This window comes from Methanosarcina sp. KYL-1, assembly GCF_024372725.1.
Taxonomy (GTDB): Archaea; Halobacteriota; Methanosarcinia; order Methanosarcinales; family Methanosarcinaceae; genus Methanosarcina.
Map to the genome: position 1 here is coordinate 15,480 of NZ_VOUA01000033.1, position 15,859 is coordinate 31,338.

13 protein-coding genes are annotated in these 15,859 nt (G+C 43.1%); 7 read left to right on the forward strand and 6 right to left on the reverse strand.

Features of this window, described 5'->3' with window-relative positions:
* Position 1: 1 nt before the first annotated feature.
* Together fpoN and fpoO (FTO70_RS15890) are read left to right on the forward strand one after the other, a co-directional pair.
* The gene (gene fpoN, locus FTO70_RS15885; RefSeq protein ID WP_255336745.1) at positions 2-1,447 is read left to right on the forward strand and encodes a F(420)H(2) dehydrogenase subunit N; all 1,446 of its coding nucleotides are present in this window, start codon (positions 2-4) and stop codon (positions 1,445-1,447) included.
* Positions 1,448-1,469: 22 nt separating this feature from the next.
* The gene (fpoO, locus tag FTO70_RS15890) at positions 1,470-1,841 is read left to right on the forward strand and encodes a F420H2 dehydrogenase subunit FpoO (RefSeq protein ID WP_255336746.1); all 372 of its coding nucleotides are present in this window, start codon (positions 1,470-1,472) and stop codon (positions 1,839-1,841) included.
* Positions 1,842-1,906: 65 nt separating this feature from the next.
* On the opposite strand, the gene FTO70_RS15895 is transcribed toward fpoO (FTO70_RS15890), so the two are convergent.
* Together FTO70_RS15895 and FTO70_RS15900 are read right to left on the reverse strand one after the other, a co-directional pair.
* Positions 1,907-2,332, reverse strand: a complete 426-nt coding sequence (locus FTO70_RS15895) for a DUF86 domain-containing protein (RefSeq protein ID WP_255336747.1) — start codon at positions 2,330-2,332, stop codon at positions 1,907-1,909.
* The gene (locus tag FTO70_RS15900) at positions 2,316-2,810 is read right to left on the reverse strand and encodes a nucleotidyltransferase domain-containing protein (protein ID WP_255336748.1); all 495 of its coding nucleotides are present in this window, start codon (positions 2,808-2,810) and stop codon (positions 2,316-2,318) included. Before FTO70_RS15900 ends, FTO70_RS15895 begins: the two co-directional genes overlap by 17 nt.
* Before the next feature lie 36 nt (positions 2,811-2,846).
* On the opposite strand from FTO70_RS15900, the gene fpoO (FTO70_RS15905) reads away from it, so the two are divergent.
* On the forward strand, positions 2,847-3,128 hold the full coding sequence (fpoO, locus tag FTO70_RS15905; RefSeq protein ID WP_255336749.1) for a F420H2 dehydrogenase subunit FpoO: 282 nt from the start codon (positions 2,847-2,849) through the stop codon (positions 3,126-3,128).
* Positions 3,129-3,320: 192 nt separating this feature from the next.
* Here the strand turns inward: fpoO (FTO70_RS15905) and FTO70_RS15910 are convergent, their stop codons facing one another.
* Positions 3,321-4,361 (reverse strand): hypothetical protein, encoded by a 1,041-nt coding sequence (locus FTO70_RS15910; RefSeq protein WP_255336750.1) that lies wholly within the window; start codon positions 4,359-4,361, stop codon positions 3,321-3,323.
* A 103-nt stretch (positions 4,362-4,464) separates the two neighbouring features.
* On the opposite strand from FTO70_RS15910, the gene fpoO (FTO70_RS15915) reads away from it, so the two are divergent.
* Positions 4,465-4,695, forward strand: coding sequence for a F420H2 dehydrogenase subunit FpoO (gene fpoO, locus FTO70_RS15915; RefSeq protein WP_255336751.1), 231 nt, complete (start codon positions 4,465-4,467; stop codon positions 4,693-4,695).
* Positions 4,696-5,275: 580 nt separating this feature from the next.
* A complete protein-coding gene (locus FTO70_RS15920) occupies positions 5,276-12,706 on the forward strand; it encodes an RHS repeat-associated core domain-containing protein (RefSeq protein WP_255336752.1) in 7,431 nt (2,476 codons plus the stop codon).
* A gap of 75 nt (positions 12,707-12,781) precedes the next feature.
* On the opposite strand, the gene FTO70_RS15925 is transcribed toward FTO70_RS15920, so the two are convergent.
* Positions 12,782-12,913: a hypothetical protein gene (locus FTO70_RS15925; RefSeq protein WP_255336753.1), complete on the reverse strand. Its 132-nt coding sequence runs from the start codon at positions 12,911-12,913 to the stop codon at positions 12,782-12,784.
* 310 nt (positions 12,914-13,223) lie between these two features.
* Complete coding sequence (locus tag FTO70_RS15930; RefSeq protein WP_255336754.1) at positions 13,224-13,421, reverse strand: DUF86 domain-containing protein; 198 nt, start codon at positions 13,419-13,421, stop codon at positions 13,224-13,226.
* On the opposite strand from FTO70_RS15930, the gene fpoO (FTO70_RS15935) reads away from it, so the two are divergent.
* Positions 13,339-13,710, forward strand: coding sequence for a F420H2 dehydrogenase subunit FpoO (gene fpoO, locus FTO70_RS15935; protein ID WP_255336755.1), 372 nt, complete (start codon positions 13,339-13,341; stop codon positions 13,708-13,710). The genes FTO70_RS15930 and fpoO (FTO70_RS15935) overlap by 83 nt on opposite strands.
* A gap of 72 nt (positions 13,711-13,782) precedes the next feature.
* On the opposite strand, the gene FTO70_RS15940 is transcribed toward fpoO (FTO70_RS15935), so the two are convergent.
* A complete protein-coding gene (locus FTO70_RS15940; protein ID WP_255336756.1) occupies positions 13,783-13,962 on the reverse strand; it encodes a hypothetical protein in 180 nt (59 codons plus the stop codon).
* Positions 13,963-14,460: 498 nt separating this feature from the next.
* Between FTO70_RS15940 and FTO70_RS15945 the strand changes: the two genes are divergently transcribed.
* A complete protein-coding gene (locus FTO70_RS15945; protein ID WP_255336757.1) occupies positions 14,461-15,741 on the forward strand; it encodes a PKD domain-containing protein in 1,281 nt (426 codons plus the stop codon).
* Positions 15,742-15,859: the final 118 nt, after the last annotated feature.

A 15,859-nucleotide genomic window follows, 5' to 3' on the forward strand; every position in this document is an offset into this window, starting at 1 on the left:
CATGGAAAACCTGACGCTCCTCGCACCTGAACTCGCAATTGCGGTTACCGGCCTCTTTGTCCTGCTGGCAGGGATTTTCATGTCCCCCCAGGCCAAAAACATGCTGGGATACCTTGCAACCTTCGGCATCCTTGGAGCCCTCGGCCTGACAGTCGGGAGCTTCGGGACCGAAGCAGCAATGTTTTCGGGCACCCTCAGCATCGATGCCCTCTCCCAGTTCTTCAAACTGGTCTTCCTGGCAGTCGCCCTGCTGGTCTCGGTAGCTGCAATCAAGTACACCGAAGACAGCAACCACACCGAAGAGTTCTATGCCCTGGTGCTCTTTGCAACCTTCGGCATGATGTTCGTGGCCTCAGCCAACGACCTGATCGTGCTCTTCTGCGCCTTTGAGCTTGCAAGCCTGGCTACCTATGCCCTTGCAGGCTACGAAAAGCAGAACGCAAGGTCCCTCGAAGCCGCAATGAAGTACTTCGTGATCGGCTCGGTCTCGGCTGCCCTGATGCTCTTTGGCATCTCCTTCGTCTACGGGGCAACCGGCACGACGAGCATCCCCCTGATCGCAGCAAACAGCGGGCTCCTTGTGAACAACCCCATCGGGCTTGTGGCAGTCGTCCTGCTAATTGCAGGCTTCGGCTTCAAGATGGCCCTTGTGCCCTTCCACATGTGGGCTCCGGATACCTACCAGGGCTCCCCCTCGGTCGTGTCCGCCCTCCTTGCAGCCGGGTCCAAGAAGATGGGCTTTGTTGCAGCCTTCAGGCTTTTCATCGTGGCCCTCATAGCCCTTCAGCCTGACTGGCAGCTCGCCTTTACGATCCTGGCTGTTGTTACCATGACCTTCGGAAACGTGGTAGCAGTTGCCCAGACCAGCGTCAAGCGCATGCTCGCCTACTCGTCCCTGGCCCAGGCCGGGTACATTGCAATGGCCTTCGTGGTCATGACCCCCATGGCCCTTACAGGCGGCATCCTCTACGCCCTTGCCCACGCCTTCATGAAGGCAGGCGCATTCATAGCCGCTGCAGCCGTGGTCTGGATGGTCACCTCGGAAAAGAAAGGAAACCTGGAAGTCCCCGACCACCTTGACAGCTTTAAGGGCCTCGGGAAGAGAATGCCTCTTGCAGCCATTTCCATGACGATATTCGTCTTTGCCCTTGCCGGGATTCCCCCGACTGCAGGGTACATGGCCAAGTTCGTGCTCTTCTCCTCGACCATCCAGGCAGGGCTTGTATGGCTTGCGGTTATTGCCATCCTGAACAGTGCTCTTTCCCTGTTCTACTACGCAAGGCTCGTGAAGTACATGTACTTCCTGCCTCCCGATGGTGAAAAGGTCAGCACTCCCTTCCCGTACGCAATGGCCCTCCTGCTCGCAGTGGCTGGCGTCCTGGTAATCGGCATCTGGCCCGAACCCTTCATGCAGTGGGCAATGGAAGCGGCAAAGGTACTGGTCTAAGGAGTTAAGGAGGTAAAGAGAAATGACAGATTGTGATCTTTGCGGACGCGCAATCCCGACCGTAAACCCGGTCAGGGTCCTGCGCCCTCTCCTCAAGTTCGCCTACCCCGAAGGAGTCTGGAAAGGCCTCTGCGAGACCTGCCTTGAATCCGCCGAGGAAACCCGCGTAAAAGTGGCAAAAGAGACCTCTGCAGGCAAAAAAGGCAAATGCGCCCTCTGCGGAGATAAAACCGACCTTTACGCCGTGGAAATGCATATCCCTGACTTCTCAAAAGAAGTCGTAAAAAAGAATGCAATGCTCTGTGAGAAATGCTTAAAGGCAGCCGGTGAGACTTACGTGAAGTTCAAGAGGGAACAGCACGGGGAACACGGGCACGGGCACGGGCATCATTAAGTGAGGTTGAAGCTGCTGTTATGGCGGCTTTTTTCTTCCTTTTTTTTGATTATTGAAATCTCATTTTATTCTGCAAGTTTCTCTGCGTATTCTGCAGCGTAAAAGGCAAATGTATCAAAATCTTCCAGGTTTTCAGCTAGCAGTTTTCTTAATACGTCAGGGTCCAATTCTTCATATATATGGACCAGAACATTTCTGAACCCTGCTGCAAAAGCGAATTCCTCTGCAAATTCTTTAGGGATTATTTTGTGCCTGCCAAGAATCCGAAAAACACTCCTATAGTCTTCAGGCCTTTCAAACCCCTCTTTTGAGATGATGATTTCTCCGATGTCAATGGCACATTCAATTGCAAGCTGGAAATTTCTCTCGACTGCGGAACGTTTTTCATAATTGCTTTCGAGGTCCGTGCTGTCGGAATCTATTGATTTCAGGTAGTCCATACAGCGCTGCATGAAGTTTAACTTTCTAAAGATCTTATCTGCTGCTGACATTCGGAATACCTCTCTTCTCCCTTATTCGTTTCAGCAATTCCTTATTTAAAAAGTCTTCATGGTACTTTCTGTCCAGGTATCTGGACATTACACGATGCTCCACGTCCAGTTTAAGGTCTTCGTTTCTGACTAATAACGGCACATTGGGCTTTATTACCTCAAAATTAATAACCGGTGAAGCATCATTCATCACTACAAGGTCTACATGATCGGTTTTGAGGAAGGTTGCAAGCTCTCCCATTAATTCCAGGCGCTTTTCGATCCTCTCTCCTTTTGTAAGTTTGCCGGAAAGATACACAGCTATATCAATATCGCTTAACGGCCCTTCCGTGCCTTCGGCTGTCGAGCCGAAGAGATATGCAAGTTCAACATATTCCCGTGCCTTGAAAAATTCAGGGAGCACGGTACACAGAATCTCTTTCCCTCTCTTATGTGGTGTAGAGCCCATTGCATTCTTCTTTATGTCCTGTTCTTTCAAATACATTATGTTGCAGGTGTTGCAGGTAGGGTCATTGTGACATATTGTGATCTTTGCGGACGTGCAATCCCGACCGTAAACCCGGTCAGGGTCCTGCGCCCTCTCCTCAAGTTCGCCTACCCCGAAGGCGTCTGGGCAGGCCTCTGCGAGAACTGTCTCGAATCCGCCGACAAAACCCGCGTAAAAGTGGAAAAAGAGATCTTTACAGGCACTTCCGACAAATGCGACCTCTGCGGCTCAAAAACCGACCTTTACGCTGCAGAAATGCACATCCCCGACTTCTCAAAAGAAATCGTAAAAAAGGATGCCATGCTCTGAAAAAAATGCCTGGATGCAGCCGGTGAAACCTACGTGAAGTTCAAGAGGGAACAGCACGGGGAACACGGGCACTCGAAGCATTAAAGTTGAGTTGGAGCTGCTTTTAAAGCGGCTTTTTTCTTATTTTTTTTGGCGGGTGCTGGTAGCTTTATATCCCTCGCCAGTTTCTTTTTGACATAATTCCAAAGTTTCTTAAAACCATTTGTCAAGCTTTTGTTGGTTTTTTGCCTCAATTAAACGTGAATAATAGAAGTTGTCGACTTTTATCTTTTCTTTCGTTCTAACATTGCCTTGAAGGTCTAGATAAGTAATAACTTCCTCCGGTGTCATTTTATCTTTTGGAAAAAACGATATCTGGTATGTCCTATAGTAATTACTTTTGTAGTAATTTCCTATCATCTGTCCTTTTTGACTCTTTTTGCGATCCAAAAGTTTACGCAATGTTGGTTTGAAAAGTTCACAAACTTCTTTTTTTCTTGAATTATTTGACGAGTTATGGATAGTTGAAAAAGTTGCTCCAAGAATCAAGTCGATCAATTGAATAAATTGGGATTCATCTGACTTGCTTTCTCTATGGTCTGAGTCGATAAATTTTATTTCGTCACAGTTTATGCTCAACTTATCTATTGCGAATTCGGTTTGTTGAATTGGGTGCCAAGGGAAAAAATCATGGTATTCTTGACTTCCTCTGTCATGAAATATAGAATTCACGACAATATTGGAGTAATCTTTAAAAAAATAGTTTAAACCGCTCATTAAAACAGTTCTATAAAATCGGTTATAGATGTTAAGTTCTATTTTTCCGCCACTACCAAATTCTCTGTAATCTATGTTTGAAAGATTTATTCCCAGAATATTAAAGTATAACATTTTTCGGTGCTTTTGACAAGCTTCCCTGTTGATAAAATTGATCCAATTTTTTGCTATCATGTATCTAGCACTTGATCTGTGAATTTCTTTGAAATGAATCTCAGTATCATTATCTTCATGAAACTTACATCTATCAGGACAGCATGAATCTGAGACATTCCAATGGTGATTTTTTATGCACCGCAGATCTTTCAAGTTTGTCAAAACATCCTCTTTGCAATCTTTAGGGACAAAGAGAGCTCCGAGGTACATCCATTTTGTATTATCAAAAGGGTCTACGCTACTGAAAATTTCATCAGAATAAATCTCAAGTTCGATATTTCCGTTTAAGTACGTGGAAAATTTGCCTCCGTCACTTATCAAGTTTAATTTTTTTGCTTTGTATTTCTTACAGTATATTGAGCAGTTATTAATCTTTCTTTATGTTGTGAGGTTTGGACATATTTGAGGTCTGTTCCAAATTTATGTGACGATCTATGTAAAAGTGGAAAAAGAAGAACTTGCAGGCACCCCCGGCAAATGCACCCTCTGCGGCACAAAAACCGACCTCTACGCCGTGGAAATGCACATCCCCAACTTCTCAAAAGGTGTCATGACTGAAAACGCAATGCTCTGCGAGAAGTGTTTAAAGGCAGCCGGTGAAAGCTACGTCAAGTTTAAAAGAGAACAGGCGGAGCACGGGCACGGGCATCATTAAGTGGATTTGAAGCTGCTGTTAAGGCGGCTTTTTTCTTTTTTTTGTTTTTTGATGGGTGCTTTTATCCTGAAGGTTCCTATTGGTTCGCTTTTAATTTCATTTTCTCGACTGCTTTGATTTATTATCAACATCAAAAGCATTTTCATCTTTTTATATTTCTATATTTTATACTCTTTCTCTAAAAAACGAAACATTTATCTATTCTTATTCTATACAACAGTATAAAATATTTTATTTATTATATACACATTTTATATATGTACACTGTTGGTATGTTCCGGAAAAGAGGAAGACATAGAGGGGGATTAGAAAGGAAATTTTGACTACATGGGATGCCTCCGTTTGGTGGGGTATATAGAGATGAATGATTTTTTTCATGATGAAACCAGCCAAGAAGTTTCATCGAGTCATGGGTTTGATGGCAGCAGTTAAAAAATGTGAGGATGAAGATTTGAAGGTCTGAGTGATTAGAGATTGAAATTGTTTGTCTAATTTTTCATAAAATAATCTGGAAGGGCTTCTGATAAAGTACTGAGTTATGTTCTGTATTTTTGATCTTTGAAAATAGGGGTGATATTTGATGAAAACAAATCGGAAAATAATTTGTTTACCTTTACTTGTTGTTTTTCTGACGATGATTACAGGGACGGCAATAGCTGATGACGTTAACGTGGAATTAGTTAGTCACCTTGACGGAGAGGTTTACGATGTGGAGGTAGTTGGGGATTATGCATATATTGGAACGGGGCAGGAACTTGTTATATTTGACATCAGTGACGCATTCAATCCATCAGAAGTGGGGAGGGTGCTTACACCATCGATAGTATTTGGTGTTGCTGTGGCAGGCAGCTATGCCTATGTAGTCTCTAGTGGTCTTGTTATTGTGGATGTCACAAACCCAGCAGCACCAACCCTTGCAGGCAGTTATGATACTGTTGATACTGTTGGTCATGGTGTTGCTGTGGCAGGCAGCTATGCCTATGTAACCTCTAGTAGCAATGGTCTTGTTATTGTGGATGTCACCACCCCATCCGCACCAACCCTTGCAGGCAGTTATTATACTCGTTGTCCACTTTGTGTCGCTGTTGCAGGCAATTATGCCTACGTAGCCGATTGGGACAATGGTCTTGTTATTGTGGATGTCACCACCCCATCCGCACCAACCCTTACAGGTAGTTATGATACTGCTGGTTATGCAGAGGGTGTTGCTGTGGCAGGCAATTATGCCTACATAGCCTCTGGTAGCAATGGTCTTGTTATTGTGGATGTCACCACCCCATCCGCACCAACCCTTGCAGGCAGTTATGATACTGCTGGTTATGCACGTGGTGTTGCGGTGGCAGGAAATTATGCATACGTAGCCGATTCTTACAATGGTCTTGTCATTGTGGATGTCACAGATCCAGCAGCACCAACTATCGCAGGCAGTTATGATACTGCTGGTTATGCAGAGGGTGTTGCTGTGGCAGGCAATTATGCCTATGTAGCCGATAATACCAATGGTCTTGTGATTTTGCGAACTGATATCCAAGATCAGGGACCAACTGATGAATCTTTAGTCCAGGTAGAAGGCAGTCCCGAAGTCTACTGGTTCCAGAATAACAAACTTTACTGGGTGACCGATTGGGAAATAATCAACCAGATGGCAGGTGTGTCGGGCTGGGACAGCGTGAACACCCTGCCAGCCGGTGACTTTGATCCTGCGGATTATTCACAGGGTCCACGTTTTATCAGTACGGAATCGATTTCTGATGGGCTGCTTATCAGGGAACTGGGTGATTACAAAGTTTATTTGATTGAAAACGGGAAGAAACGCCATATTACATCTCCTGAAGCTCTTGAATGGAACGGATACAGTTTTGATGATGTCATAGATGTATCTCCATCAATTATCGGAATGTTCTCATCAGGGAGTGAAATCAGCAACGATAAAACCCTGCTTCAAAGAGAAGGACTTCCCGATATCTACTGGCTTCAGAACAACAAACTATACTGGGTCACAGACTGGGACGTGATCAATAAGATGTCAGATGTCCCCGGTTGGGATCACGTGAACACTCTACCATCAAGCATGTTCAACCCGGAGGATTATGAGCAAGGACCCAGGTTTATTAGTACAGGAATAGAGTCGGATGGTTTGTTAATCCAAGAACAGGGATACCCTGAGGTATATCTTATTCTTGGTGGTGAAAAGCATCACTTTACTTCTCCTGAGGCATTCTTGGAGAGTGGATACAGCTTTGATGATGTGATAAGTGTATCAACAGAAATACTTGCAACATTTAAATCTGGAAGTGATGTAAGCAAATCTTCTTCTGTTCATAATATCGATAAAGGCACTGACTACACTTCAATACAAGCTGCTATTAATGATGCAAGTTCAGGTGATGAAATACATGTGGATAGTGGCACATATGTTGAATATGTTAGAATAGATAAGAGCTTAATATTAAAAGGTGATAGCGCGGATACAGTAAAAGTAGTGTCACCTTCAGGCTATTCTGTTTTTGGTGTTGCAACTAATGATGGACGAGTCACAATTAGTGGATTCACAGTAACAGGAGCAGATTTTGATGGTACTGGCCCTGCTGCAGGAATTAAATGTTCTTCTTCAGATTGCATAATATCAGACAATATCCTTTATAACAATAATTGTGGAATTCAATGCCTTGTAGAGTGGGGTTCTCAAGGAACATTAACCATAATTAATAACACATTTGATTCAAATAGACTTGGCACATATATACATAAATCAAATGTGTTATTAATTGGTAATAAAGCCGTATCAAACGAATGGGGTCTACATGTAGGTGGTAAAGACAATGTTATAAAAGACAACATTGCAAACTCTAATAGCATTGGTTTATTTATCGGACAAAATTCAATGAATAATACTTTAATAAATAATACTGCAAATTCAAATGCTGATTATGGCTTCCAAATTCAAAGCTCCTCCTATATTGAACTTATTAACAATACCGCAGATTCCAACGGAGGATGTGGGATCTACTTACAATTTTTTGCGAATGGTACATACCACAATCTTCTGTATCATAATAATCTAATTAACAATGGTTATAATCTAATTACCAATAATTATACTAACGCTATAGATGCAAATATTTTTGATTCCACCGGTTATACATGGAACACGTGGGATAATGATTACCCATCAGGTGGCAATTACTGGAGCGATTACACTGGTTCTGATAATTTCAAAGGTCCAAATCAAGATCAACCTGGCAGTGATGGCATCGGTGATACCCCCTACCCGATCCCGGGCGGCAGCAGTGTGGATAGATATCCGCTGATGGCACCATATTCTTCAACCCCGCCTTCATCATCTATGCAAGATAAATCTCTTCTCCAGGTGCAAGGCAGTCCAGATGTCTACTGGTTCCAGAACAACAAACTTTACTGGGTGACCGATTGGGATATAATCAACCAGATGTCAGGTGTGCCGGGCTGGGACAGTGTGAACACCCTGCCAGCCAGTGACTTTGACCCAGCGGATTATTCACAGGGTCCACGTTTCATCAGTACGGAATCGATTTCTGATGGGCTGCTTATCAGGGAAGTGGGAGATTACAAAGTTTATTTGATTGAAAATGGGAAGAAACGTCACTTTACATCTCCTGAAGCTCTCGAATGGAATGGATTCAGTTTTGATGATGTCATAGACGTTTCTTCGTCGATAATAAACATGTTTCCAGAGGGAAACGAGATAAATATTAATGAACCAATTTTTGAGATCATTAAACCAGGTGCCTTTTTAGAAGGAACTTTTGATCAATACAATTACGGTTCGTACCCCATGATTATGGAAGTTACAGATGTAGATGGACTGGAATTTAGTGGAATACTTTACTGGCCAGATCTTGGGGATAGTAAAACTAAGTTTACAGGTACAATTGATCCAAACTTAAATCAAGCTTGGTTTACGGAATACGAACAAATACAGGGGTCATCTTCCATAGTTCTTAATGGGGATTATTATGCGGAACTAAAAGGTGATACTCTCAGCGGGTACTGGAACTGGCCAAATGGTGGAGAAGGGGGTACTTTTTGGATATCTCCTTCTTCTGGTAACATAGATGAAGATAACGAAGCTATAAGTGCTACTTATGGCGGTCCTTCAGAATCAAACAGTCTTCATTCCGATGATCCGATAAACATGGGAACTGGTAGTTACTTCTACAATCACCAAGACATCTACATCCCCGGGCAGGGTCTACCTTTGGCAATTACACGTTCATATAATTCCATGGATGATTATAACGGGCCACTAGGTCATGGCTGGACATTCAATTACAATATGAATTTGATCGTTTCAGCTACTGGTGATGTAACGGTCATGAGAGAAAGTGGCAGAAGGGACAGGTATACACTGAATACAGACGGGACCTATTCCGCACCACTGGGTGTCTTTGATACTTTAACCAAAAACCCGGATGGAACCTATATTTTAACAGGAAAGGACAGGACACGGTATAACTTTGGCCCAGATGGAAAACTTACCAGTATAATAGACAAAAACGATAACCAAGTAAGTTTAACGTATACTGGAGACTATCTGACAGAAGTTACCGATGCTTCTGGCCGGGAGCTGATTCTGGCCTATGATACAGAGGGTCACATCATTTCGATCACCGATCCGATAGGCAGGGTATGGAGCTATTCATATGATAGCCAGGGTAATCTGATCGAATGTCTGAATCCCATGGGCGGTCAATTCAGTTACACATATGATGAAAATAACTGGATGACATCAATAACCGATCCTCTTGGAAATCAGATCATGGCAAATACCTATGATGATGAAGGACGCGTGATCAGTCAGAGCAATGCCCTTGGATCGGTCTATACTTTCGATTATGATACAGAGAACCAAAGGACTACTGAAACTGATCCCTTTGGCAATACTAAGGTCTATGCATACGATGAACACTTCTGGGGACTGAGTGAAACCGACCAGCTCGGGAACACAGTAACTTATGCCTATGACGAAGATGGTAATAGGATCAGTGTGACCAATGAGAATGGCCAGACCAGCACATTTGCATATGATGAAAATGGTGATGTTATCGGCATCACTGATCCGCTGGGTTATACTACATCCATGGCATATGATTCAGAAGACAATCTGATAAGTCTTACAGATGCACTGGGTCGGCAGATGTCCCTGGAGTATAATAGCAATAATGACCTTAGCAAAATAATCAATGCTCTGGGTTATGAGTTTGTTTTTACTTATGATCTGCACGGACAGCTTATAAGCAGCACGGATGCCAACGGTAACACTGCAACCTTTGCCTATAACGCCAACGGAGACAAAATTAGTGTTGTTGATGCCCTGGGTAACACTGCATCTCTAACTTATGACATGATAGGCCGGGTTACCAGCATAACCGATGCCAATGGCAACACATACACATTACAATACGATGTCCTTGACAGGGTCATAAGCGTTACCGACCCACTTGGAAATACTGCAACCAGTACATATGATGCGGCTGGAAATATGATTTGTCTTACCGATGCTTCAGGAAGCGCAACAACGTATTCCTATGACCCCTTATACAATTTGCTTGAGGTAACGAACGCCGTAGGTGATTCTGTTAGCTTTACATATGATGCCGTTGGCAACATGATCGCAGTTACAGATGCAAAGGATCAGACCACAAACATCAACTACGATCCCCTGAATCGCCCCGTTTCTGTTACCGACCCATTGGGTTATATTTCAACAGTTGAATATGATGCCGTTGGTAACGGTATCAGCTTTACGGATGCTGCCGGAAGCGTGACAACATACTCTTATGACCTGCTTAATAGGTTGATCGAGGTTACGGATGCAATGGGTGGATCAGTGATCTATGAGTATGATGTTGTGGGCAATATGGTTTCTATGACAGATGCAAACGGGCATACCACGAGTTACGCCTATGATTCATTGGATCGTCCTGTCTCTGCAACCGATCCGTTGGGATACACTACGAGTAACACCTATGATGCCGTTGGCAACATGGTCAGCCTCACCGATGCAAATGGTGAGACAACAACTTACAGTTACGATGCTGTTGATCGTCTGGTGCAGATCTCCTATCCGGATGGTCAAAATGTGATATATGGCCATGATGGCCTGGGTAACCGCCTCACCATGCAGGATAGCCATGGAGTAACGAACTATGAGTATGACAGCCTGAACCGCTTGCTCAGTGTCCTCGATTCCGACTCAGAACAGGTGAGCTACACCTATGACGAATCCGGTAACCGTGCTGAAATTACATATCCTGATGGAAAGGTTGCCTCTTACATATATGACGATATAAACAGGCTCATTGGCGTGACTGGTCGGGATGGTTTGATCACAGGCTATGCATATGATACAAACGGTAACCTGATAAATATGACCTATCCAAACGGTATGTCCACAGACTATGTTTATGATGCAAATGACAGACTCGTCAGGCTTATCAATAAAAATGAAACCCAGGTAGTCTCGAGTTTTGAGTACACTCTGGATCCCGTAGGCAATCGTTTGAGCGTTGATGAGCTGTTTTCAGGAAGGTTCGAGGCAGAGGATCCGGTTTGTGACGAAGCACAGGTTCTCACTACTACCTATGAGTATGATGGTCTCTACCGCCTGACCGAGGTCAACTATCCTTTCGATAAGACTGTGCAGTATAACTATGATCCTATGGGTAATCGTATCAGTATGATAACAACAGTCGATGGAATAGACACTACTGTGGATTACTCATATGATGTTGCTGACCGCCTGTTGAGTTCCGGTAGCATTGCATATACATATGACAACAACGGAAATCTGATCGAGAAGATGGAAAATCCGGGACAGGTTACACTCTACACCTATGATGCAGCAAACCACTTAACAGGCATATCTGCAGTCATAAATAGCAAGAAATCCCCTAAAGACCTGTACAATTTCGAGTATGATGGTGACGGAAATCGTATCATCAAGACCGAAATTCATGGAAATAACCTGCGTTCAACAGAGTATGTATGGGATGTCAACAGTTTCCTGCCACAAGTGCTTGCTGAATCTGATAAGAAGGATTCAACCTATTACACTTATGGGCTGGACCTCATTTCCATGACAGATCCTCAAAGAGGGGAATTCTACTATCAATATGATGGACTTGGAAGTGTACGTAGCCTGAGTGATAGCCAACAAAGTGTTAAAACTATTTACTTCTATGATGCTTTCGGACAAATACAGAAGGAAATGGGTCATGTTGATAATGAATTCCTGTTCACCGGAGAACAAATGGATGACGAGACTGGATTGATGTATCTCAGAGCAAGGTATTATGATCCCGAGATTGGTAGATTTATCAACAAGGATCCGTTTGAAGGTTTTATGTCAAACACTCAGAGTCTGAACAGGTATTCTTATGTTCAGAATAATCCGGTTAACTATGTTGATCCTACAGGCTTATGTTCAGAGGATGGTAACACGGTAAAAAGTGTAGATGAAATTTTCTGGACAAAAAGATATGTAGATCCGGCGATGTCTTTTTTTACAGATCCTTTTGTTATTAATAGAGTCACATATTTAGGAGCAGCAACGAGGAACCAGGGTACAAGTCTCAATAGTATATGGCCATACATTGAATCAAGAAAATCTCTTAAAGGAACTACGAATACGGCTGAAAATATCATGATGGGAGTAACTGTGGCTACAGAATTATCTGAAAGTTTCCACAGCCATGGTCTCACTCTTTCAGATATACCAACATCTAAAGAAGAAATTGTTGATATTTGGGAACATTCGAGTGATATAGATAAGTTAGATGCTGCATATACTACTGTATCAATTATACGGGATACAGCTGTGAATTCTGGTTTCGAGTTTACTCACGTAAATGATGTGACTAGATTTGTGGATCCGGAGTGGGAATACTCAATAGACACAATGACAGTTCGTTATGAAGAGGCGCAAATGGTATATCGTTATTTTAGAGATGACTATGAATGGCCGTGGTAATATTGTTCAAAAATATGGATTTAAATTGAGTATTTGTAGAACTGAAATAATCTCTGATGAAAAGTGTGGGGTTCCTTACCTCAAACTTTTCTCTATTTTTAACCTTTTCTCAATATCCTTGTCAAAGATAAACTGGGATATCCGGTATTTCTCATTGAACTTGTCGATGTTCTCGAAAGCCTTCTCTACAACCTTCTCATCAGTCAATTCCTTTAGGAACTCACCGCTCTGGCTGATCTGACCTACTTTCGGCAGGTGGCTTGCATATTCTGAATCATTTTTCCCGATGCCGTTTTTCGCCTTGTTTCAGAAATTACATCCAATATATGTAGATTCCATACACATGCTCTTACTTATATATGGACCGAGATTTCAAGTATATGTAAACGTTATCAAATGATTTCAGTTAGAGATTGTTAATTCAAAAACGGCATCAAAAGAAATGTCTAAATTATTATGTCGACCGGCCGAATATAAGATTTTTGAAGAATTGGAAGATAAATTGTAAAAGTAATTTTCATTCAGTTTCTTTCTTCTCAACATACTCCAGCACATACCCCGCAAATTCCTCAAAATCCCCAAGTTTCTCGGTCAGGAATTCTTCCAGAACCCCGGGGTCCACTTCGTCATACATGTGGACGAGTATATTCCTGAACCCTGCGGCAGGTGCGAATTTTTCTGCAAAATCCTTCGGGGAGATCCCTCCCCTCCTCAAATTCGTCTATCCCGAAGGAGTCTGGACAGGCCTCTGCGAGACCTGCCTCGAATCCGCCGACAAAACCCGCGTAAAAGTGGAAAAAGAAGAACTTGAAGGCACCCCCGGCAAATGCGACCTCTGCGGCTCAAAAACCGACCTCTACCCCGTAGAGCTCCGCATCCCCAACTTCTCAAAAGGCGTTGTGACTGAAAACGCCATGCTCTGTGAGAAGTGTTTGAAGGCAGCCGGTGAAACCTACGTCAAGTTCAAAAGAGAACAGGCGGAACACGGGCACGGGCATCATTAGGTGTATTTGAAGCTGCTGCTTTTTAAAGCGGCTTTTTCTTTTTTTCTTTGGCATGAAAGTACCGGAGTACTTTCATTTTTTGTGCCTGTAATTCAAAAATTTCATGTACGTTTTTTTGGCAGGTGCTTTTTGAAGGTGCCTGTTGGTTAATTTATATCTCTTTTTCTCGACTGCACTTCTTCTTTCGTAGTCGTATTCCAGATTTAAGGTTTCGGGGTTCAGGGACTTGAGGTAATGCATACACCTTTTCATGGGACTTAATTTTCTGAGAATCATTTCTTAACTTTTCATTTCAGGAATACCACTCTTTAAACTGTTTCACAAATTCATTTTCAAAATTTTCTATGCGGTATTCTTTCAAATATATTTGTGTACTCGTTTCAGGAAAGTTGATTTGAAGTGCCAGTGACCTCTTATGTTTGCATTTAACTTTTGAAAAGATAGTAAAATATAGAATAGTTTTTATGTACTAATTTCATACCCTAACTGTATATATTACTTTATTTATTTCACGCATTTGCTGTCATAAAAAATTTATTTTATTACTTTTGGCCTGAAAAATTAGGGGTATTTTTATGATCCTGCTCCGGTTGGGCTTTACAGGCCAAATACTTGTGGAGTCAGTCGATAATGTGGAGCGAAATAATGAAAATCAGACATCTTGGAAGTTGCTTTTGTTTACTTATATTGTTTTTTTTTACATCTGTTTCTCCTGTTGAAGCAGCTGCCGATTCCTCTCGCAGCATAATTTTGGAACCGGACGTAACATACGTACATCCCGGAGACGTGTTTACAGTAACCGTAAGCATAGACCCGCAGTCAATGGAAGTTTACGGGGTCCAGTACAACGTATCATTTGACCCGGATGCCTTTGAAATATTGTCGCAGTCCCAGGGGCCCTTCCTCTCTCAGGACGGCCGGCCTGCGTTTGTAGTCCGGGAAACATATCCCGAAAAAGGCGAAGTCCTCTATGTAGAATCAAGGTACGGGATAAAGACGGGGGTCTCTGCACCCGGTATAGTTTCAACAATTGAATTTAGGGTAAAGGACCCGATTTCATCTTATGGAGTAAAAGAATTCATCCTTAATAATGTTATAATTGTAGATTCAAATCTTCAAATTACCGGTTTTGATCCCAGTAGCGGGACAGTTGTTTTGATTGGGCCGGTAGTTTCCGGTTTCACTCCCAGTGTCAGTGAAGGCGAAGCTCCGTTAACAGTTAAGTTCACCGACACTTCCATGAATGCCGTTTCCTGGTCATGGGACTTTAATGGCGACGGCCTCGTGGATTCCAGGGCACAGAATCCGGAATTCACGTACACCGAACCCGGGGAGTATGTCGTTTCCCTTACCGCAGCAAACAAACTCGGTACCGGGGATACTTCAACACAATCCATCCTCGTTACAGGTCCGCAGGTTTATGGGCCTCCTGTTATCAATTCGGTTGATCTCTTCCCTGCCAGGACAACGCCTGGCGCTGCAATAAATGTAAGTGTGGACGTCGTGGGCGAGGCTGAAGTAATTGAAGTAGCGGTCGGCGACGTTTTGCTTGTCAAAAAAACAGATGGGATCTGGCAGGGAAGCATAATTGCTCCTTCTTCTCCTGGTGATTATTCCCTTTCAATTGCAGCAAGTGACGCCGCTGGCAGCACTGCGGAAACTTCAGTGCCCTACCATGTGGTCCTGTGTAAAGGTGGAGTTGACATTTCCATATCTCCAGGAGTCAGTTTTGCCAGTTCGGGAAATACTGTTTCCTTAACTTTAAAGGTAAAAAACACCCAGAACATCGATGACATTTTTAATGTCCGGATAAATACTGACAGGTTGCGAGAATCTCTTTGTGCGGACCTTTCCGGCTTTAGCTGGACTGAAAATGAGGTTAAGCTCAGGGCAGGGGAAGAAAAGATATTCCCACTTGAGGTGAGGGTGCCTGTAGGGGCTTCTCGGGGTTTAAAGTTCTTCAGGGCGAATGTGGACTCGGAGATGTCTGCTGTTTATGGGTTTGATAAGGGGCTTTTGATAGTATCGTGAAAAAAGAAATAATCTCTATTGAAGGAATTTCATAAACAGGAAGTTATGGAAAAGTTTCCATAACTTCTCTATTTTGTTTTCAAACATCTTCTTTGCCTTATTTTCAAATATCTTCTTT

Bases quoted from the DNA above. Each gene is read 5' to 3' on its own strand.
- fpoN (WP_255336745.1), top strand. From the start codon at position 2: ATGGAAAACCTGACGCTCCTCGCACCTGAACTCGCAATTGCGGTTACC.
- fpoO (WP_255336746.1), top strand. From the start codon at position 1,470: ATGACAGATTGTGATCTTTGCGGACGCGCAATCCCGACCGTAAACCCG.
- FTO70_RS15895 (WP_255336747.1), bottom strand. From the start codon at position 2,332: ATGTCAGCAGCAGATAAGATCTTTAGAAAGTTAAACTTCATGCAGCGC.
- fpoO (WP_255336755.1), top strand. From the start codon at position 13,339: ATGTGGACGAGTATATTCCTGAACCCTGCGGCAGGTGCGAATTTTTCT.
- FTO70_RS15940 (WP_255336756.1), bottom strand. From the start codon at position 13,962: ATGAAAAGGTGTATGCATTACCTCAAGTCCCTGAACCCCGAAACCTTA.
- FTO70_RS15920 (WP_255336752.1), top strand. From the start codon at position 5,276: ATGAAAACAAATCGGAAAATAATTTGTTTACCTTTACTTGTTGTTTTT.